The sequence below is a fragment of the Chryseobacterium defluvii genome, assembly GCF_003634775.1.
Classification (GTDB): Bacteria; Bacteroidota; Bacteroidia; order Flavobacteriales; family Weeksellaceae; genus Chryseobacterium; species Chryseobacterium defluvii.
Window position 1 is genome coordinate 197696 of sequence record NZ_RBXB01000002.1, and the last position, 19517, is coordinate 217212.

At 37.2% G+C, this 19517-nt stretch carries 19 protein-coding genes and 5 tRNA genes; 11 read left to right on the plus strand and 13 right to left on the minus strand.

Annotation, left to right across the window (positions count from 1 at the left end; translation table 11 throughout):
• The first annotated feature begins 21 nt into the window (after positions 1-21).
• The 4 genes from BCF58_RS07675 (at position 22) to BCF58_RS07690 (ending at position 4305) form a co-directional block, all read left to right on the plus strand.
• Complete coding sequence (locus BCF58_RS07675; RefSeq protein ID WP_121461230.1) at positions 22-1605, plus strand: calcineurin-like phosphoesterase C-terminal domain-containing protein; 1584 nt, start codon at positions 22-24, stop codon at positions 1603-1605.
• A gap of 161 nt (positions 1606-1766) precedes the next feature.
• Positions 1767-2480, plus strand: coding sequence for a 3-ketoacyl-ACP reductase (locus tag BCF58_RS07680; protein ID WP_121461231.1), 714 nt, complete (start codon positions 1767-1769; stop codon positions 2478-2480).
• Between the two features lie 143 nt (positions 2481-2623).
• Complete coding sequence (gene prmA / locus BCF58_RS07685) at positions 2624-3451, plus strand: 50S ribosomal protein L11 methyltransferase (protein ID WP_121461232.1); 828 nt, start codon at positions 2624-2626, stop codon at positions 3449-3451.
• An 11-nt stretch (positions 3452-3462) separates the two neighbouring features.
• A complete protein-coding gene (locus tag BCF58_RS07690; protein WP_228434757.1) occupies positions 3463-4305 on the plus strand; it encodes an SH3 domain-containing protein in 843 nt (280 codons plus the stop codon).
• Between the two features lie 146 nt (positions 4306-4451).
• Here the strand turns inward: BCF58_RS07690 and BCF58_RS07695 are convergent, their stop codons facing one another.
• The 4 genes from BCF58_RS07695 to BCF58_RS07710 form a co-directional block, all read right to left on the minus strand.
• On the minus strand, positions 4452-5000 hold the full coding sequence (locus BCF58_RS07695; protein WP_121461234.1) for a dihydrofolate reductase family protein: 549 nt from the start codon (positions 4998-5000) through the stop codon (positions 4452-4454).
• A 200-nt stretch (positions 5001-5200) separates the two neighbouring features.
• The gene (locus BCF58_RS17580) at positions 5201-5518 is read right to left on the minus strand and encodes a helix-turn-helix domain-containing protein (RefSeq protein ID WP_121461235.1); all 318 of its coding nucleotides are present in this window, start codon (positions 5516-5518) and stop codon (positions 5201-5203) included.
• Between the two features lie 21 nt (positions 5519-5539).
• Entirely contained in the window at positions 5540-5872 is a 333-nt protein-coding gene (locus BCF58_RS07705; protein WP_317126242.1) for a hypothetical protein, read from the minus strand.
• A 157-nt stretch (positions 5873-6029) separates the two neighbouring features.
• Complete coding sequence (locus BCF58_RS07710) at positions 6030-6842, minus strand: hypothetical protein (RefSeq protein ID WP_121461237.1); 813 nt, start codon at positions 6840-6842, stop codon at positions 6030-6032.
• Positions 6843-7144: 302 nt separating this feature from the next.
• Here BCF58_RS07710 and BCF58_RS07715 point away from each other — a divergent pair, with 302 nt between their 5' ends.
• The 3 genes from BCF58_RS07715 to BCF58_RS07725 all read left to right on the plus strand — a co-directional run bounded on the left by BCF58_RS07715 (position 7145) and on the right by BCF58_RS07725 (position 9333).
• Positions 7145-7882, plus strand: coding sequence for a helix-turn-helix domain-containing protein (locus BCF58_RS07715; RefSeq protein WP_170148988.1), 738 nt, complete (start codon positions 7145-7147; stop codon positions 7880-7882).
• A gap of 121 nt (positions 7883-8003) precedes the next feature.
• Positions 8004-8591, plus strand: a complete 588-nt coding sequence (locus BCF58_RS07720) for a Crp/Fnr family transcriptional regulator (protein WP_121461239.1) — start codon at positions 8004-8006, stop codon at positions 8589-8591.
• Between the two features lie 55 nt (positions 8592-8646).
• Complete coding sequence (locus tag BCF58_RS07725) at positions 8647-9333, plus strand: MBL fold metallo-hydrolase (RefSeq protein WP_121461240.1); 687 nt, start codon at positions 8647-8649, stop codon at positions 9331-9333.
• 220 nt (positions 9334-9553) lie between these two features.
• On the opposite strand, the gene BCF58_RS07730 is transcribed toward BCF58_RS07725, so the two are convergent.
• The 7 genes from BCF58_RS07730 to BCF58_RS07760 all read right to left on the minus strand — a co-directional run bounded on the left by BCF58_RS07730 (position 9554) and on the right by BCF58_RS07760 (position 12621).
• Positions 9554-9627 (minus strand) — tRNA-Arg (locus BCF58_RS07730).
• Positions 9628-9643: 16 nt separating this feature from the next.
• A tRNA-Pro gene (locus BCF58_RS07735) sits at positions 9644-9718 on the minus strand.
• 265 nt (positions 9719-9983) lie between these two features.
• Positions 9984-10502, minus strand: coding sequence for a hypothetical protein (locus BCF58_RS07740; RefSeq protein ID WP_121461241.1), 519 nt, complete (start codon positions 10500-10502; stop codon positions 9984-9986).
• A 38-nt stretch (positions 10503-10540) separates the two neighbouring features.
• On the minus strand, positions 10541-11860 hold the full coding sequence (locus BCF58_RS07745; protein WP_121461242.1) for a hypothetical protein: 1320 nt from the start codon (positions 11858-11860) through the stop codon (positions 10541-10543).
• A gap of 470 nt (positions 11861-12330) precedes the next feature.
• A tRNA-Arg gene (locus tag BCF58_RS07750) sits at positions 12331-12404 on the minus strand.
• A 38-nt stretch (positions 12405-12442) separates the two neighbouring features.
• Positions 12443-12517, minus strand: a tRNA-Pro gene (locus BCF58_RS07755).
• 19 nt (positions 12518-12536) lie between these two features.
• Positions 12537-12621, minus strand: a tRNA-Ser gene (locus BCF58_RS07760).
• Positions 12622-12757: 136 nt separating this feature from the next.
• Between BCF58_RS07760 and BCF58_RS07765 the strand changes: the two genes are divergently transcribed.
• The 4 genes from BCF58_RS07765 to BCF58_RS07780 all read left to right on the plus strand — a co-directional run bounded on the left by BCF58_RS07765 (position 12758) and on the right by BCF58_RS07780 (position 17202).
• Positions 12758-13783, plus strand: coding sequence for an N-acetylmuramoyl-L-alanine amidase (locus BCF58_RS07765; RefSeq protein WP_121461243.1), 1026 nt, complete (start codon positions 12758-12760; stop codon positions 13781-13783).
• A 67-nt stretch (positions 13784-13850) separates the two neighbouring features.
• The gene (gene aspA, locus BCF58_RS07770; protein WP_121461244.1) at positions 13851-15251 is read left to right on the plus strand and encodes an aspartate ammonia-lyase; all 1401 of its coding nucleotides are present in this window, start codon (positions 13851-13853) and stop codon (positions 15249-15251) included.
• A 21-nt stretch (positions 15252-15272) separates the two neighbouring features.
• Positions 15273-16127: a glycosyltransferase family 2 protein gene (locus BCF58_RS07775; RefSeq protein ID WP_121461245.1), complete on the plus strand. Its 855-nt coding sequence runs from the start codon at positions 15273-15275 to the stop codon at positions 16125-16127.
• Between the two features lie 4 nt (positions 16128-16131).
• Positions 16132-17202: a hypothetical protein gene (locus tag BCF58_RS07780; protein WP_121461246.1), complete on the plus strand. Its 1071-nt coding sequence runs from the start codon at positions 16132-16134 to the stop codon at positions 17200-17202.
• On the opposite strand, the gene BCF58_RS07785 is transcribed toward BCF58_RS07780, so the two are convergent.
• A complete protein-coding gene (locus BCF58_RS07785; protein ID WP_121461247.1) occupies positions 17195-18673 on the minus strand; it encodes a lipopolysaccharide biosynthesis protein in 1479 nt (492 codons plus the stop codon). The two genes, BCF58_RS07780 and BCF58_RS07785, sit on opposite strands and share 8 nt — an antisense overlap.
• 1 nt (position 18674) lies before the next feature.
• On the minus strand, positions 18675-19478 hold the full coding sequence (locus BCF58_RS07790; protein ID WP_121461248.1) for an FkbM family methyltransferase: 804 nt from the start codon (positions 19476-19478) through the stop codon (positions 18675-18677).
• Positions 19479-19517 lie beyond the last annotated feature (39 nt).

Below are 19517 nucleotides of genomic sequence, written 5' to 3' on the forward strand. Positions count from 1 at the left end.
ATTAATAATTAAGTAATGAAAATGAATATAAAACTTTTAATGCCATGCGTACTCGTTTCAGCGATGGCATTTTCACAGACATCCGTATCAGGGTATGTATATGAAGACAGCAACAAAAACCAAAAAAAGGAAAACCGTGAAAAAGGAATTGAAGGGGTAGCTGTTTCCAATGGAGTACAAGTGGTTTCAACAGATAAAAACGGAAGATATAGCTTACCCATACAGGAAAATCAGACTGTATTTGTAATCAAGCCTTCAGGATATATGACACCGGTGAATAGTAATAATTTACCTCAGTACTATTATCAGTACAAGCCAAAAGGTTCGCCCGCAGACTTTAAATATAAAGGAACCGCACCAACAGGAGAACTTCCGAAAGAAATAAATTTTGCCTTAAACAAACAGAACGAAAGCAAGAACTTCGATATCCTGGTTTTTGGAGATCCGCAGCCTTATACGGAGAAAGAACTGGATTATTTCAGAAGAGGAATCGTAAATGAGGTAAAAAATACCAAGAAAAATGCAGTGTTGGGAATAAGTTTGGGAGACTTGGTGGGAGATAACTTAAGCCTGCAAAAACCTTATGCAGATGTAATGAAAGAGATCGGCTTACCTTGGTATAATGTCATGGGGAATCACGATATGAATTATGATGCTAAAGAAGACCTGTTTTCAGACGAAACATTTGAATTCAACTTTGGACCGGCCAATTATTCATTCAATTACGGAAATGTACACTTCATCATCCTTGATGATATCTTGTACCCGGACCCAAGAGATGGAAAAGGTTATTGGGGCGGTTTCCGTGAAGATCAGCTGAAATTTGTTGAAAATGATCTGAAACTGGTAGACAAAAACAAACTGGTTGTGGTTTCTTTCCACATTCCGCTAGATCATAAAAATGAAGATAACTTTAGAGATGCAGACCGTCAGAAATTGTTTGACTTCTTAACACCTTTTCAGAATGCATTGATTCTTTCTGCTCATACCCATATTCAGCAACAGATTTTCTATGGGAAACAAGCTGGATGGAGCGGAACAAAAGACTTACACGAATATAACGTAGGAACAACTTGTGGAGACTGGTATTCCGGAACACCGGATGAAGCAGGATTACCAACTTCAACCATGAGGGACGGAACTTCAAAAGGGTACTCTTTCATCAGCTTTACGGACAATCAGTATAAAGTGAGATATAAGACAGCCGGAAAACCGGATGATTATCAGATTCAGTTATATGCTCCGGAAGTCATTCCTTTCCCTTCCAAGACATCTGCCAAAATTCTGGCCAACTTCTTTATGGGAAGCAAAAAAGATAAAGTGGAATACAGAATTGATAACGGAGAATGGGAAGCCATGGAATATGATGAAACCATTGATCCTAACTTTGCATTGTCAGTTTTCAAGTGGGATACCACACAGAATCTTTTCCCGGGAAGAAGACCTTCCAATCCTGAAATGTCAAAACACATCTGGGTAGCAGGATTCCCAAAAAAATTAGCTCTTGGAAAACACAAGGTTGAAGTAAGAGCAGCAGATATGTACGGAAACCAGTTCTCGGCATCAGAAGAATTTGAGGTGAAAGAACCTATCGTTATTCCCTAGCTTTTCATTTTTTACTATACTTACTTTCAATGTCAAAACCGGTTTTTTTAAGCCGGTTTTGTTTTATAGAAAGTATAAATCATGAAAGCTTGGAAAATCTCTTTGTTTTCAAGACCTTTCCGGAAGCTGTTTCGTAAATTTGTCATCGAAAAATTTATAATATGAATATAAAAGGAAAGAATGCCATTGTAACAGGCGGTGGAAGAGGACTTGGAAAAGCCGTTGCACTAGCTTTAGCGAATGAAGGAGTACATGTTGCTATTACAGGCAGAAATGAAGAGAACCTTAAAATGACGGTTGAAGAGATCAAAAAGTTGGGAGTGAACTCCACGTATGCAGTTTTTTCTGTAGACAATGAAATCCAGGTAAAAGCAGGAATAGAATCCTTGGCAGAACAATTGGGGGGTATTGATATTCTGATCAACAATGCAGGAATCGGGGACTTTGGAACCATTGAGGAAATGCCTTCCGAAACATGGGAACAAGTAATCAGGACCAATCTTTTCGGAGTATATTATGCAGCAAAAGCAGCCTATCCTTTCATGAAAGCAAAAGGAGAAGGTGATATTGTGAATGTAGCGTCAACAGCCGGTTTGAAAGGAGGTGGGAATATGTCCGCTTATGCTGCATCCAAAGCCGCCGTTATTTCTTTATCCCAATCGATGATGGCTGAATGGAGAAAGCATAATATTCGGGTAATCACATTAACGCCAAGTACGATTGCTTCAGATATGAGTATTCAGGGAGGTTTAACGGATGGAAATCCTGAAAAAGTGCTTCAGCCTGAAGATTTTGCAGAATGGGTAAGGGATATCCTGAAAATGAACAGGCGGGCTTTAATTGCCAATGGATCCATTTTTTCGACTAATCCGTAAGCGATTACTATATAATACTTATCATCAGGAGCGGGCTTTAGCCCGCTTTTTTAATCACCAATAAATTGGCTTTAGCCTAAACTTTTCCCTTTAAAAAACATGAAATCGGAAAACAAGCTTTATTTTTGTATCAAATTTATCACATGCAAAATTATTTAGAATTCAATTTCAAAATTTCCCCGCTTCAGCCATGGAATGAAATCTTAATGGCAGAGCTTATTGAAATAGGTTTCGACAGTTTCACAGAAGAAAATGACGGAATTTTAGGATATATTCAGAAAGATCTGTTCCACGAAAATGAGCTTAAAGCATTACCGATTTTTGAAAATGAAAATGTGACGATTGAATATTCTTTCCAGGAAATGCCGAATATCAATTGGAATGAGGAATGGGAAAAGAATTTCTCCCCGATCAATATAGATGATAAAGTGCTCATCAGAGCCGAATTCCATGAATCTGTACCGGGAATGCATGAAATCATTATTCAACCCAAAATGTCTTTCGGAACGGGGCATCATCCAACGACCCACCTGATGATCCAGCAAATGATGGATTTTGATTTCAGAGGTAAAAAAGTATTGGATATGGGATGCGGAACCTCCGTATTGGCTATCTATGCAAAACAGCAGGGAGCCGGTGAAGTAAAGGCTATCGATATTGATGAATGGTCGGTTGAAAATTCAAAAGAAAATGCAGCAAGAAATAGAGTAGAGCTGGATATTGAACTGGGAACCGCAGAGAATTTAGGAAATGAAAAGTATGATATTATTTTAGCCAATATCAACCGTAATATTCTGATTTCGGACATTCCAACTTATGTTTCTGTGTTGAATGACGATGGAAAATTATTACTTTCAGGGCTATGTTTCTTTGATGTGGATGATATTATGGAAGTGTGCAAAGAAAGCGGTCTTGAACTGAAAAAGAAGCTGCAGCGTGAAGAATGGGTGAGCTTGTTGCTTGAAAAATAATACTACCCAATATGAGTATGAAATTTTTACTGTCTATCTTATCCTTATTTATTCTGCAGCTGTTTTCTGCACAGGAAGAAATATATGCCAACGGAATTTTTGGATTTGAGGAAAATAAAACCCAGAAAATCTTTACCGATTGGACCAGGGTAAGACTGGAACCAGATGTAAATGCAGAAATTTTAGATTCTTTATCAACCAATCAGCAAGTCACTATTCTTAAAAAAGAGGATAAAATTCTACAGTTGGGCGAAAGAGCCTCCAACTGGTACAAAGTTTCTTATCAAAAAGGAGACAAAATTTCGGAGGGTTATCTTTGGGGTGGTAACCTCTGTGTTGGATACAGAAATAAAAACGGATATGATTTCCTTTTTGGACTTTCCAAAACAGAAACCAGAAAAGATAAACAATCAGGACAGAGTTTCAGACAAAATATCGCAAGTATAAAAGTTCTTCAGGAAAATACTTTGATTGATGAGGTTTTCTTTGATACGGGTTCCGGAGAGAGTTTAAGCTACGCTACATTCAATATGGAAAGTAATCATCAGCTAAAAGATGTGGAGCTGACCTTAAAAGCAATGGTTTCGGGAGAAGCCTGCGGAATTGCAAGCTATGACCAGTATGCTCTTTTCAGTAATAAAAAATTGATTGCGCTTCCTCAATTGATGAACGTAGGAGACGCAGATGTGTATTATCACAGTGAAAATTTTATATTTCCCAATGATAAAGGAGGCGTTCCCAATGCTTTTGTTTGGGAAATGGAAGAAATGGAAAAAGACGATAATGATAAGGAAAAGATAAAGCGATCGTCTATAATTTATCTTTGGAACGGAGCCTATTTTAGAAAGAAGTAAGCCTCATTGATTATCAATGGGATTAGCAACTGCATCAATTATAAGCATAGTCATATGTGCTTATTATTGACAGAATTTATGAACTGAAACAAACATTAGCATTCTATTACTGTACCTTTTAACCATTAATCCACAAAAGATAGGGTCTAATTTTTTGGGTTTAAATAAAGGATCACAGCACCGCTATCAAAGGTTTTGGTTTTGATACATGTAAGAATCATCCTGCGGTGCATATCCTCAAATAATGGCAAGCCTGTGCCGGCAATAACAGGATGTATACAAAGCTGAAGCTCATCAATCAAAGTAAGCTGCATCAGCTGAATGATGAGACTTCTGCTGCCAACCAAAATATCTTTTCCCGGTTGTTGTTTTAGTTCAGCAACGGTTTTTTCAAGGGATTGATGAGACAATTGTGCACTGGCCCATCCTGTACTTTCCAGCGTATGGGAAAAAACAATTTTCGGAATGCTATCAATAGCCAGGGCAAAGTCGTCCATTGATTTTTCACCACTTGGCTGCTCAATAAGCGTTTGCCAGTATTGCATAAGCTGATAGGTTACCCTGCCGTACAGAATAACACCCGCATCGAGTAACACCTTTTCATAATGCCGATGTATTTCTTCATCCGGTGTTATAGCCGTATGGTCGCAAAACCCGTCAATTGTCATATTGATGGCTGCAATTAGCTTTCTCATACCAGTTTAGATTTTTAATGCACATATAAATATACCAATTTTATAATTTAAGAAGTTTATTACTTTTTGCACTTTGTTGGTTAAGCAATAATGCAAAGATAGATTTGCGGTTATTGAATAAAAAAAGAAAACCGGATTGGTTTTCTTTTTGTGTTTCTAGAATCGTTTCACTTTCAATTATTGCTGAGATTATGCTTGATCTAATTAATTTCAAACTGTTTTCTCCATTTGGAAACTGTGTTTCTGCTCAAATTAAAGTGGTTAGCTATTTGTGTATTATTTAATTGATTTTGTGCTTGATATCGCAAAATTCTTACTATGGTGGATTTATTATAAGCCTTAAATTTTTGATTCGTTGTTGAAATTTTGGGTTTACTTTCAAAAATGATTTGATTAAGCTTGATAACATCCAATTGCGTAATGTTTGCTTTGCTCAAGATATTTTTACAAAATTCTTTTTTGTGCGGGAACTTTTGATTCAGAATATCCGTGAATATCTGTTTATAATTAGGCATCATATGGATTATTGATAAATAATGTCACTTAATTAGTTCAGTTTCTGGTTTTTGATATTTTACTACCCACCTGTGGAGGGTAGTTTTAGGAATGTTATATTCTTCAATTAGCTGAGCTTTTGTCTTTTCTCCATTAGCAAGCCTTTCCATGATGAAATCAATAATTTCAACCGTATAAATGTTTTTCTTAAATTGAGGTAAGGTAGATTTTAACGGTTGATTGCTTTCAACAATGTTCCTTTTCTTCTGTGGCGAGAATAAGATCAAATGCTGTGTATATATCCTGAATAAATCGTAATCTAATAATTTGCTCCACCTCAGAATGATATCACAATCAAGGCTTTTGGCATTATACATTATTTGTAAATCGGTTTCATTGCAACTGAGAAATTTACAGATTCGATCTTGGTCTATTTGGATTTCTTCAACTTTTTGTTTGATTAAATTTCCAATATGGATATGCTTAAAATTCATATTCTACTAAAATTCTATGCAGTTCAATACAATCTAAGCCTTATTCCGAAATTTTATAAACATTTACAGATACTTTGCCGTCAGTCAATAATCCTAAATTCACACCTCCGGTTTCAACAGCAAAAGTTAAAGTGTCACCGGTGTTAAGTTGAACTACCGTATTTAAAGTAGTGGATGTAACCGGAACGGATGCCAATGTAACACTTAATATGGATACCCTTACTGCATCAAAAATTTTCTGGTCTATTATAGTGGTTCCATTTTTTATAATACCCAGGCTTTTCCCACCTAAAAGGCTTAAATCTACACCGCCTTCCAGCTGAACATCATATTTAACTTCATATAACCCCGGCTTTGGAGCAGTATACACACCGTTATTGATTAATGAAGGAACTCCCGTGATTGTATCTGTAGAAGTTAAACTGATTTTATTCCAATTGGTACCTGCAATGCCTAAGTTGGCTAATGACCATGCACCGTCTCTACTTGCATATAAAGCCGTTCCCGTTCCACCGGCCTGGCCACTGCTCCTTAAAGATGACCAAGAGCTGTTTACGGCATCATAATAATAAAAACCCGGAGCGGTAATATTTGCTGTTTTAGGGGATGGAGTTGTGACAGCAGAAGTAACGTATACAATCACTCCATTTTGTGCAGCAGTATAGATGGCATCTTTTGCCTGTAACTGATCACCTGTTAGACGTGGAGGCAGAATTCCATCAACAGTGGTAGCGGTAGTAGGTTGTCCAACTACATCCAATGTAGCAGTTGGTGCTGTTGTATTGATCCCAACTTGACCAAAATACAGTGCTGAAAACCCTAATGAACACACGAGTAAAAGAATCTTTTTCATAATACGTATTAGTTTTGATTTATTTTTTAAATGAAAAATGTTATAGTAATTGATTATTTGTGAATATTCTCAATTAATATTTGTAAAAGTATATTCAATTATTCAATAATAAAAGATATTTGTTATTGATTTTCCGAAAATAGTATGTTGTTTTCAGAAAATGTGGAAAATTTTATATACTGATAATCAAATAGTTAAGTGTTTAATCCACTAGATGGTGAAGTAAATGTGGTTGTTATACATTTTGAATGGTTAAATTTGTATATCAAAGCAAAATTATTAGTTCCCAAACAGCTTTTACCATGAAAAAGAATTACCATTTTATTTTCGGACTCCTTCTTTCGAGTTTATCTATAGACCAAAGTATAACGGAGAGTTTGTGCAATGTCTTTCAAAATGCCATCCTGCTTTTTGAAACAAATATGCCCAATATTGTAAGTGGATTTGAAGCAGTAGATGCCAAATTTTATAAACCGCTGTATGCTTATTTGGTAATGATTTTACTAGGGGGAGGGTTGTATTTGTTCAGGTATCAGAAGAAGCAAAACAAAGTATTTTTTGGCATCTCTTATTTAACTGTTGATCCACATTCTCGAAAAGAAAAAGAACCAGATTTAATTTCTAAAAATGTTCCGAAGCTTAATGAAGTAATGAGCAGTGATACGGAAAAGCATATTTTAAACGGATTGAAAAGGTTTGAAAAAAAGAAAGAGTTTACTAATAAAGCAATTACTTTGGCTTATCTGGCGGCAGATTTAGAAACAAATGTCAGGTACTTGTCGGAGGTTGTTAAAAAGCATAAAGCAGAAAGTTTTAAATCTTACATTCATATTTTGCGAATAAATTTTGTACTTGAAAAAATTGAAACTGATTCTTCATTCCGAAAATATAAAATAAGCCACCTTGCAGAAATCTCAGGATTCCCAACGTCTACCTTGTTCACTAAGGTTTTTAAAGAAATAACGGGATATACCCCTACTGCCTATCTTTTAATGCTTTCAGAAAAAGAGCAGGCTCCGGCAATGGATAGCGAGGAGTAAATTTTGAAATCTTTTTTTGAATATATAATAATTGTTAGCTTTGAATGTACAATATTCTTAGATGTAGATGCCGGACTTGGTCTGTAATCGATAGACAGCTAAGAAGAGATAAAAGGACGAAATGACTGACATATTTAAAATCTACCTGTCTTCAACAGGAAGACTATCAGCAGAGGAAATCAACTTTTCTACGCAATTCTTCAAACCGATCCGACTGAAAAAAGGTGATTTTTTTATTCGGGAGGATGAATTATGCCGGCATATTGGATTTATTGCCAGTGGTGCTGTAAAAGCATACGCTATCGACAAAGAAGGAACAGAAAACATAACCTGTTTCAAGTTTGAAAATGAATTTGCCACCTCATTTCAGGAGTTTGTAACGCAGGCAAAATCCAGAAGGAGTATCAGGGCTATAGAAGATAGCGTAATCTATAAGATAACCTACCCGGACTATCAGTATCTGCTTGGTCAGCTGACCGCCTGGAACGGAGTTATAAAATCGGTGATGGAGCATGAGTATAACCAAAAGGAGCGTTATCTGATGAATTACAATAATAGGTCGGCTGTGGATAAATACCGTCATGTTTTGTCTGGCGAACCGATGCTCATTCAGCGCATAGCAACGCAGGATCTGGCGTCGTATCTGGGCATCACGCAGCGATCGCTTACACGCGCGAAAAGACAAATACATAGACCCAACGAATTATAGGACAAATGTCCTTATGCAGTCCTGGCCAGAGATGTAGATTTGCAAAAAAAAAGCTATGTTACGTCAAATTGCTCCCGAAGTGTTTCAGATTTCACTGATGCCACGAAACAGTATCAACTGCTATATTATCGAAGGTTTATTGGTAGACTCGGGAATAAGGAGTTCGTATGCTGCTGTAAAGAAAGCGCTCCAGAAAATTCCTGTTTATCAACATATCCTGACGCATGCACATGCGGATCATCAGGGCTGTAGCGATCAGATATGCGCTGAGTTCGCGATACCCTTATTCTGTCATCCCGATGAGGTTTTTAGAACGGAAACGGGTATGGTAACCAACGACTATCCAACCCCGCAACATTGGATAGCAAAGCTTCAGCAAAAATACTGGGCAGGTCAGGGACATAAAGTCGAACAGACAATCGTTGAAAACGATAGGGTTGGAAATTTTAGGGTAATAGAAACGCCCGGACATTCGGCAGGTCATATTTCCTTATTCCGTGAGCAGGATGGTGTGTTAATAATCGGAGATGTAGCGACAAATATGAACCTGCTCACGACAGCGACCGGTCTGCGGCTTCCGCCCAACATATTCACCTCGGATCAGCAGCGCAATATCAAATCACTCCAAAAGTTAGCAAAACTGAACCCTGCCATTATCTGCTTTGGTCATGGGCCGATCATGCGAAATACAAATCGGAAGTTTGAGCAATTTGTAGCTAAATGCAGTGCGGCTATTTTATAAACAACCAGAAAAAAGGCACTATAGCCTTAAAGGGATTTCAAATTTACGGAAAATGTCCTGTAGAAAATATTTTGAAGCTCTTCTCAGACAATTTCATACAGGTAGTAGAAGGATTCAAGCTTCGAAAATCGAATTCCACTGTCCCAATAGTAAAAGTTTGGATTATAGATTTTTATGGGTATAAAAAAAGGAGACGACTATTCAATAGTGTCTCCTTAAGTGAGCGCGAAAGGATTCGAACCTTTGACCGTCTGCTTAGAAGGCAGATGCTCTATCCAGCTGAGCTACGCACCCTAAAAGTGTTAATCGGTCGGGGCGGCAGGATTCGAACCTGCGACCTCCTGGTCCCAAACCAGGCGCGATGACCGGACTACGCTACGCCCCGAAAGAAGTATCAATCATAACGATTTTACTTCGTTTTTGCGGGTGCAAATATATGATAGTTTTTTGACTTAAAAAAGTAAAATCGTAATAAAAAATAAAATAAATAAAAACAGAATATATAATGGTTTGGTACGTAGCCCTTTATGAGCTTGTAAAAAGAATATTAAAATGTGATGATTCTACATTTTTTAAACTTTAAAAATAGTAATAGGTATCGTCCTTACATCTCCATAATCTTCAAAGGGCAGATCTATCAATTTTAAAAATTATGGTTTCCAAAAGGACCAGACGCTTCCGTTATATATGGCCAGCTGGTGGTTGGCTGTATCATAGGCCATCATTCCTGCTGTCGGATTAATGATATTTATATGTGGGTTATCCATTTTAGGTAGCACCATTGCCTTATCATTATCGGCAAGAATGAGAATCCCGGGTGTAGTATTTGTACTCCCATCACTGCCTATAATCACTTTAGAGTTAGTTCGTTCGGTTTTGGAATTTTGTAAAACAGTATTCACTACTCCTGTTGTATCTATACTTAGATCAACCCAAATACCTGATCTGAGGTATTTGACTTTTCTGTCAGCAATATCATAAATAACTGTACCATCTACGGCTCCTGTTACTGAAGCTGCTGATGTAACCCATGGAAGGATCAGGCCTCTGTTTCCGTCAGCAAACTCAAGAGATACTGAAGGATTACTCACTGAACTTTTGCCAATGGCAATCTGAGCGAAGTGCTGATTGAAAAACAATATTGGAAGAAGTATAGCAATTTTTTTCATGTTATCAATATTTATTTTTAATATAAATTACTTTGGCTTTATGCGTCAGGACACGTTTGTATGTTGATGCACTGCCATCCATAGGTATTGCCATTATCTGTAGTGGTATAAATCTTCAGGCAGTTATTGGTGGTGTCATATACAGTCATACCTTCAACAAAGTTTAATGAAGAGATGCCCACGGGATTACCCGAAGGATCAAAAGGGACTCTGTTTAATACAAAACCTTTGGTCTTTGCTTCTAATGCCAGCCAGCCGCCTTTTCTGATCATAGGCCAATTGTCCGGATTATTTGTCCCTGCCCGTCCCAGAGCGGTTATTCCCAGTTTTGTATCGAGGGATGTTCCTGTGGTAATTCCGGGTTTATAACAACTACTGCATGCGGAAACATTTTGAGAGCTTCCTAAACCTTGTCCTTGGTCACTTCCGATATCAGCCGCTCCTCCGGTGTTTACAAGAACGGGTATTCCGAATGCATCAACACATGAAGCATCAGCACAGATATTTTTATTAGGTGCTATGGAGCCGGGTCCTACAACTGCTGTTCCTCCTGCCGGTACCAACTGACCGGAAGATACATTTTCATCTCCTTCCGCAGCATCCAGGCAGCCGTCATTATCCGAATCTAGATCCAAACTATTTGGTATACCGTCTCCATCCACATCACAAGGTAATGGTAAAGTAGCTCCAAATGTAAAGTTCGCCCAGTTTTCCGCTACGGTATAATTAAAAGAAATGCTGCTATGAACCCCAGGTATTCTAAGGATTACATAGCCTTCGTGTCCTGTAATCTGAGTAGGGGAATTTACAGTAAGAGTATTCCCTCCTGAGGACCATATAATCTCTATGGGATTGCTAAATGTAATGGGAACATATGCAGCTCCGCTTCCAATGGAGGCAAAAACCAATATCGGGTCGGTCATGGGAGAAGAAAAAGTCAAGGTGTTTGTTGTAGCCTGTATGTTTCTGATGGTCGGGTTATTATTCGGTACTCCATAAGAAGCCGGAAAAACCCCGTAGTTATAAACACTGGCAGAGGCTTGTAAAGGTTGAGTTGAGGTATAGGTATAGCCAATTCCATTAATGGTTCCTGTAGCAACGGTATTATCTGTTGCAGAGAAAGTAATAGGGCCTGTCCAGTAAAATTGCCCGGGACATTCTAATGCATCAGGAATACCATCATTATCATCGTCTCTATCCAGATCATCTGTGCTTCCATCCCCATCAGTATCCGTTACTTTTGCAATGGTTGTGCCTGAATTGACAGGTTGGATCGAATTCATTTGAGCATTACCGAATTGGCCAAAAATTATGGAATAAAATAATAATCCCATAATAGTTGTTATCTTTTTATTCATGCTTAATATAGTGTTATGGTTAGGTAGCTTTTAATAAGTTAATGCTTTGCGGGCTAAATTTTTTATCCGGAAAACCTTTCGAATTCAAAAGTATAAAAAAATTCACATTACTAATACGATATATTTACTAATAATTAAATATGATTATTTTAAATTTAATTAATCAGCTCTCAAAAGCAGAATGAGCTAGACGATTCACTGAGGCTATAATACCTGTAAAATGCAGTGTTTAATGTGTTTGGAAGTAGAATTAAATAACCAAAATTTCTTAAAATTGATTGGTATTATATGTTTTTTGGAAGTGGTCCAATTTGAATCCTGTTAGGATCATCTTATTTTTAAAGAGTTGTTGGGCTTAATATAAACGAGAAAAGAGTAAATATTGCTTTTTAAGAAAGAGATTTATAAATAGCTTGATTGAGAGGTGTTTATAAATAAAAATGACACCATTTGCTAATGATGTCATTAAGTGAGCGCGACAGGATTCGAACCTGTGACCGTCTGCTTAGAAGGCAGATGCTCTATCCAGCTGAGCTACGCACCCATAAATGTGATTCCCGCTTAGTAAATAAGCTCGTAAAGTCGGGGCGGCAGGATTCGAACCTGCGACCTCCTGGTCCCAAACCAGGCGCGATGACCGGACTACGCTACGCCCCGAATATATAAGTAAAGAAAGCGGAGGGTAAGGGATTCGAACCCTTGCGACACTTTCGCGTCGACAGTTTAGCAAACTGCTCCGTTAACCACTCCGGCAACCCTCCTTTTATCTTTGTTTTCTAATGATCGCTATTGCTTTATTGCGAGTGCAAATATAGAGCAGATTTCTTTATTTACCAAATATTTTTCAAGAAATTTTTGTGTATTTTTGAGGTGATAAACGACTTAAAATAAACATCAATGCGTAAGATATTATATTTCATAGGATTAGGGACAATCATCCTTTCGTGTGCTCCGCAGAAAAATGTTAAAACAAGCTCTTACAGGCCAAAAGCTACGACAGTACAGCCTAAAACAGTAACAAAAACGCCAACTTCTGAAAAAGCAAAACCTCAGGTTACCAATGACCGGGGGGTGGAGTTTTTCACTACCAATATTGCTGATGCTGCAAAAAACGATAATACCATAAGTTATGGCTCCATTGTTTCAGCAAAACCGGCCGGATACAAAGTCGTGAAGACCTACTTTCCTGCCATTGCACAGAATTTCAGACAAAGATATTTAATATTGCATTATACGGCATTACCGGATGATAAATCCATCACTGTTCTTACACAGCAGGCTGTAAGTGCACATTATCTGGTAAACAATACCGGAGATAATGAAATTTACCAGTTGGTAGACGAAAATAAACGGTCTTACCATGCGGGAGTAAGTTCATGGAGAACAGATAAAAACCTGAATGATACCTCTATCGGTATAGAAATCGTTAACAGCGGTTATACAGCGGATAGTATAGGGAAAAGAATATTTGTTCCCTTCAGCGATGCCCAGATTAAAAAAGTAGCGGCACTGGCTAAAGATATTATTACAAGATATCAGATCCCTGCCACCAATGTATTGGCGCATTCGGATATTGCTCCTACAAGAAAGCAGGATCCGGGGCCTTTATTCCCATGGAAAAGGTTGTATGATGAATATCAGATAGGAATGTGGTATGATCAGGAGACAAAACAAAGTTATCATGATCTCGCCATGATGGATTTTGCCGCAAAATATAATGAATCTTCATTTATATTTAATGTTCAGACCCAATTGCAAAAATTTGGATATGGGGTAGAGCTTAGTGGGAAATGGGATGATGCTACGAAAAAAACAATAGAAGCATTCCAATATCATTTCCGCCCGCAAAACTATGATGGTATCATGGATGCGGAAACGTGGGCAATATTACAGGCTTTGCTTCAAAAATATCCTGTAAAATAAATACAAGCGCATCGTTAAGATGCGTTTTTGTCATATCAACACACAAAAATAAATTTAAATACCTGTAATGGAAAATTTCAGAAAAGAAAGTGATTTATTGGGCGAACTTAATGTTCCGGTAAATGCTTATTATGGAGTGCAGACTCAGAGGGCGATCGATAATTTTAAAATTTCCGGCCAGCTCCTTTCTTCCTATCCTGAATTCATTAAAGGACTTGCTTTTGTAAAGAAAGCTGCTGCTAAAACCAATTATGAACTAGGACTACTTGAAGAAAATTTATATTTCAAAATAGCGGAAACCTGTGACGAGCTCATTGATGGCAAGCTTCATGAACAGTTTCCTGTAGATATGATTCAGGGTGGGGCGGGAACATCCATTAATATGAATGCGAATGAAGTCATCGCTAACAGGGTGCTGGAAAAATTAGGAAAAAATAAAGGAGAATATGAATTTTGTTCTCCCAATGACCATATCAATCTGTCTCAGTCCACCAATGACGCTTATCCAACAGCTATAAAAATGGGATTGCTTCAGATGAATGAAACCCTGGTTGTGAAACTTCAGAAAATCATTGAGGCCTTCCGTGCTAAAGGAAAAGAATTTCAGGGAATCATAAAAATGGGAAGAACTCAGCTTCAGGATGCCGTTCCAATGACTTTGGGGCAGGAGTTTGAAGCCTTTGCCGCTACATTGGAAGAAGATATTTCCAAACTTAACAATAACGCCAACCTTTTTGTTGAAGTCAATATGGGAGCAACCGCCATTGGTACAGGCCTTAATGCTCCGGTAGGTTATGCAACCCTTTGTGCGAAAAATTTAGCCCAGATTACAGGTTATCCGGTAATTTCAGCACCCAACCTGGTAGAAGCAACTCCGGATACGGGATCTTATGTGATCTATTCTTCGGCGATGAAACGTCTTGCTGTAAAACTTTCTAAAATCTGTAATGATCTTCGGCTGCTTTCTTCAGGACCAAGAGCGGGGCTTTTTGAAATTAATTTACCGCCAATGCAACCCGGGTCATCCATTATGCCCGGAAAAGTGAATCCTGTTATTCCTGAAGTGGTTAACCAGGTATGTTTTAAAGTAATAGGAAATGATCTCACCGTGACTTTTGCTGCAGAAGCAGGGCAATTACAATTAAATGTAATGGAACCGGTACTTTCCCATGCCATTATGGAAAACATTAATTTCCTTTGCAATGCTTTAGACACACTTCGTGAGAAATGTATAGTGGGAATTACCGCCAACAAAGAAGTATGCTTAAATATGGTAAAACACAGTATCGGAATCGTTACTGCACTTAACCCGTATATCGGGTATAAACAATCTACACAGATCGCAAAAGAAGCTTTGGAGACAGGAAAAAGTGTTTATAATTTGGTATTGGAAAAAGGATTGCTTTCTCAGGAAAAACTCGATGAGATCCTCGATCCTGCCAATATGTTGAAACCTCATAACAAATAGTATTCTGAAAATAAAACTGAAGTGAGGTTTTTAATTATTATTCCTGCTCACAACGAAGAAAATAATCTTTCATTTACTTTAAAATCTTTACAGCAGCAAAACTATAGAGATTTTAAAGTAATGATCGTTAATGATGGTTCTACGGATAAAACCCCGGAAGTCATCAAAATCTTTACAGATGAGGATTCCCGTTTTCAAACCGTCAATCTTCAAAAATCAGTTCATCAGCCGGGCTCTAAGGTAGTCAATGCCTTCAAAAAAGGATTGGAAACTCAGCATTTAGATGAGTTTGATATCATATGCAAATTTGATGCGGATATTATTTTGCCGGAGAACTATCTTGAGAGTATTGAAAACGCTTTTCAGAAAAACCCGGAATATGGTTTGGTGGGGGGATTGCTCTATGTTGAGAAAAATGGAGAATGGATCTACGAAGGAAATTCAAATAAACAGCATGTACGAGGTCCGATGAAAGCTTACAGAAAACAATGTTTTATAGAAATCGGAGGATTGAGAGAAACATTGGGATGGGATAATATAGACTCTATCCTGCTCGAAAATTTAGGTTGGAAAGAATTTGTGCTGCCTGAACTGCATGTAAAGTTAATCAAAGTCAAAGGTTCGGATTATACTGTAAAAGAATCCGATTATTATGGCCGGTATTTTTATTTCCTGGGACTGCAAAGATTTCTGGCTTATATTGCCGCTTCAAAGGAAGCCATGAAAAGCAAATCGGTTTCATTCTTCTTCCGGATTGTAAAAACCTATGAAAATTGCAGGGCAAAAAAACTGGAACTTAAAATCACGAAAGAAGAACAGAGGATCATTAATCAGCAACGCTGGAAAGCCTTAAAAAATAAATGGCTGAAAATTTAAGAAATTGAAAAAAATAGCATACATAGAAATCGATACCCATGCAGAAATAGCACAGGGATTTATGGAAATCATGCAGGATTCGGATGAATTTGCTGTAGACTATTATTTTTCAAAAAAAATCAAAGATCAGATCAGGGAGGATGGCGAAAATATTTATTTATCAGATAGTTCAATGATCCTTGATCAGTTGAAATCAAAAAAATATGATCTTGTTATTATAGGAACCGTACACCGCTATTTTAATACTTTTCTGGCAATCGTTCAGCAATATAATTCTGCCGTAATAGCTCACAATCTGAATTTTATACAGACTTCAGCTTTTCGGTTGATCAGAAATATCTTTAAAGAAGATCTTATTTACAGACTTAAATTATGGTGGAAAGAGGGTCTGGTTTCTGCTCCGGAAGTGTATAAAAAAGCAAAGAATTTGTTGGTTCTGGATCAGGGATTGGCAACAGAGAATTACTGTTTTTTACCAATTTTTTACACGAAAAATGAAAATAAGACCGAAAATGCTGTGCTTACGGTAGTTGTTCCAGGAGGTGTTTCTCAAAAAAGAAGAGATTACAAGAAAATCCTTTCAATTATAAAAGAAAAAGAGAACGATGTAAAAAAAGACCCTGATGCGAAAGCCGGGCAGATGGAGTTTGTATTTTTAGGTAAAGCCGGAGAGCGGGAATTAAAGAATATTATTGCTTTAGAGCGTTCATTGAAGCATCTTACGGTCAAATATTTTTCAGAAAGGGTCTCCGCTCCAGATTTTGAAAGCTGGATGCAGAAAGCAGATGTTTTGTGGTGTCCGGTACAGCAGAAAACCGAATTTTTCAGTCAAAAAGAAACCTATGGGATTACCAAAATGACAGGGAACATAGGTGATGCCATTACATACGGTAAATTAGCTGTTTTTCCGGGCAATTATCCTTCTGCACTTCCTTTTATTGTTCCCGAACATGAAAATGTTATTGAACAGTTTCAGGAGCTTAAAAGCAGGAATTTTGATTTTCATGAAAACTACGGAAAACAAATAGTGCAACAACGCCTGGAAGAAGTTTTAAAAAAACTGATATCTACTTAAATTTCAAAATACTTTTTATAAAATCAATGTTCAGGTAATTTTCTACCGGAAATATCCTTGTGAAATAATTTCCGACATAAATCAGTGCCAATACAACGGCAGGTTTGTAGATAAGATTAATGAAATTGTTATTGAAATTCGGAAGCACAATAGCAACTGTTATGGCCAAAGTACAGATAATCGAAACAAAGATCATTTCAATGCTCAAAGGGGATACTTTGAACATAATATAATTAAAGATGATTTTGATAACATTATAAGTAGTCAGGGAAATAGCAGTAGATAAAGCAATTCCGATCAGCTTTAAATCCGTATTCTTGATGAAATAATAATTCAAACCGATCGTAAGTCCGGCAAGTAAAAGCATCACCAGAATATTAAATCGGTAATATTTGGAAAGAGAAATAATATTTCCGTTAAAACCCGTTGCCAGATCCACCAGAACGGCAGAACCCCATATCCAGACTACCGGTTCATACTCCCTCAGCATAGTTCCGTTTTTGGGCATAAACTGGGTTAAATAAGGAAACCCTACCATAATACATGAAAACAAAACCGCTCCTAAAAAATATAAAGACAGAGAAGTCTTCTTATGAAACCTGTCAAGCTCTTCCATATCCCCGTCAATCAGTGTTTTATTGATGATCGGTGCGGAAATATTAAATAAGCCCAGCTGTGGAATCGAAATAAGGGAGATCAGCGCATACAGAACAGAATATATTCCCACTTCTTCCATGCCTAAAAATTCGCCGATCATAAAACTATTGATCGCCAGGTAATTTCCGAAAGTGCCTAAAAAACCGAAAAAGCTGTAATTGAAAAATTCTTTCCAGAAATTATTCTTCCTGAAATACTCTGTATTGAAATCCGGTTTTATTCTCTCCAGTCTGTTCGTGTAGTAAATGTATCCGAAAAGCATCAACGCAAAGATTCCGAAGAAAAATGCAAAGGCAATCTTCTCAGACAAAGCAAAATAGAAAAAAAGGCAGAAAGCGCCCAGATTGGCTATTTTAGGAAAAAGATTATCAAAAATATTAGAAACTACAATCCTTTTATAATTGGAAGTGTATTTATTAAAAATTGCACAGAATGAAAGAACCAGTATCAAAGGAAGAATCATTTCTTTGATCTTCCAGGCTTCCGAGCTCCGGAACTTTGGATATATATAGGGAAGAAGGAAAAAAATGATCGTAAAAACCAGAAAGTTGACAAAAATCGTTAGTAATGACAAAGAAAGCATATTCTGATTTTTGCCGTCTTTTTCCACTGTATGGAAAAATTTCACGTTAGAATAAGAAATTCCCAGTACTACAAATGGAACCAACATTTCTGCTGTAGGAAGAATGTAGCGTAGTTTCCCATAAAATTCAAAATCATTCGGGAAAATAAAGATTGCTGAAACCGTACCCAACAAAAAACCAATATATCCGATAATGGAATATTTGAATCCTTGCCTTGCTACTACACTCATGCTACTGTTTTAAAGGGTTTTTAGGAATAAAAATAATATTGTTGATGTATTCTGTTTTGTTCTTTTCATCATCAGTATTCCGTGTAAGGATCTCTTCAGAAAGCTTATTAAGCTCAAAGTTGTTTCTGTTCAGATATCTGGCTTCATACCCCCAACTTTCAATCTCGGAAATATCATTCCAAATAGGCTTTTCATGGTGCCTTTGTTCCATTTCCACCATCAGAGTGGGAAGGAATTTTTTAATCGTTTTTTTTGCCCCTGACAGCGTTTTCATTTCATTGCCTTCCACATCAATTTTAATAAAGTCGAGCCTTTGGAAATGTTCCAGCGCTGCCCAATCATCCAGCTTGATCACTTTTACCTTTTCAGTGTAGCTTTTTTGCTCGCCCTGTTCCTTATAGGTAGTATTAAGGGTCCCTCTTGAAGAGATGATTTTACCATTAATGACGGGAATTTTAAACTCTGCAGTCGTATTCTCATCCGAAAGAGCCAGAGGAAGCACCCTTAAAGAAGGGAATATCCTCTTCAAACGGCGGAATAACTTTTTATTAGGCTCGAAGGCATAAATATTTTCATGATTCAGCTTGCCTTCAAGCTGATAAAGAAAACTTCCTACATTTGCTCCGATATCAAGAATAATGGCATTTTTGGGAAGATATTCTTTAATCCATACCAATTCCGGTTCCACATTCCGTTTTGAAAAATTATCTTTAGTAAGATGGTTTAAATTTTTAAAATATCTTTTTTTATAAAAATCCGGACTGATATATTGTAATTTTTCTGCAATTCTCTGGTACAAAGACATCCTTTAGGTTTTGACGAATAGCAAATATACGTAAAAATG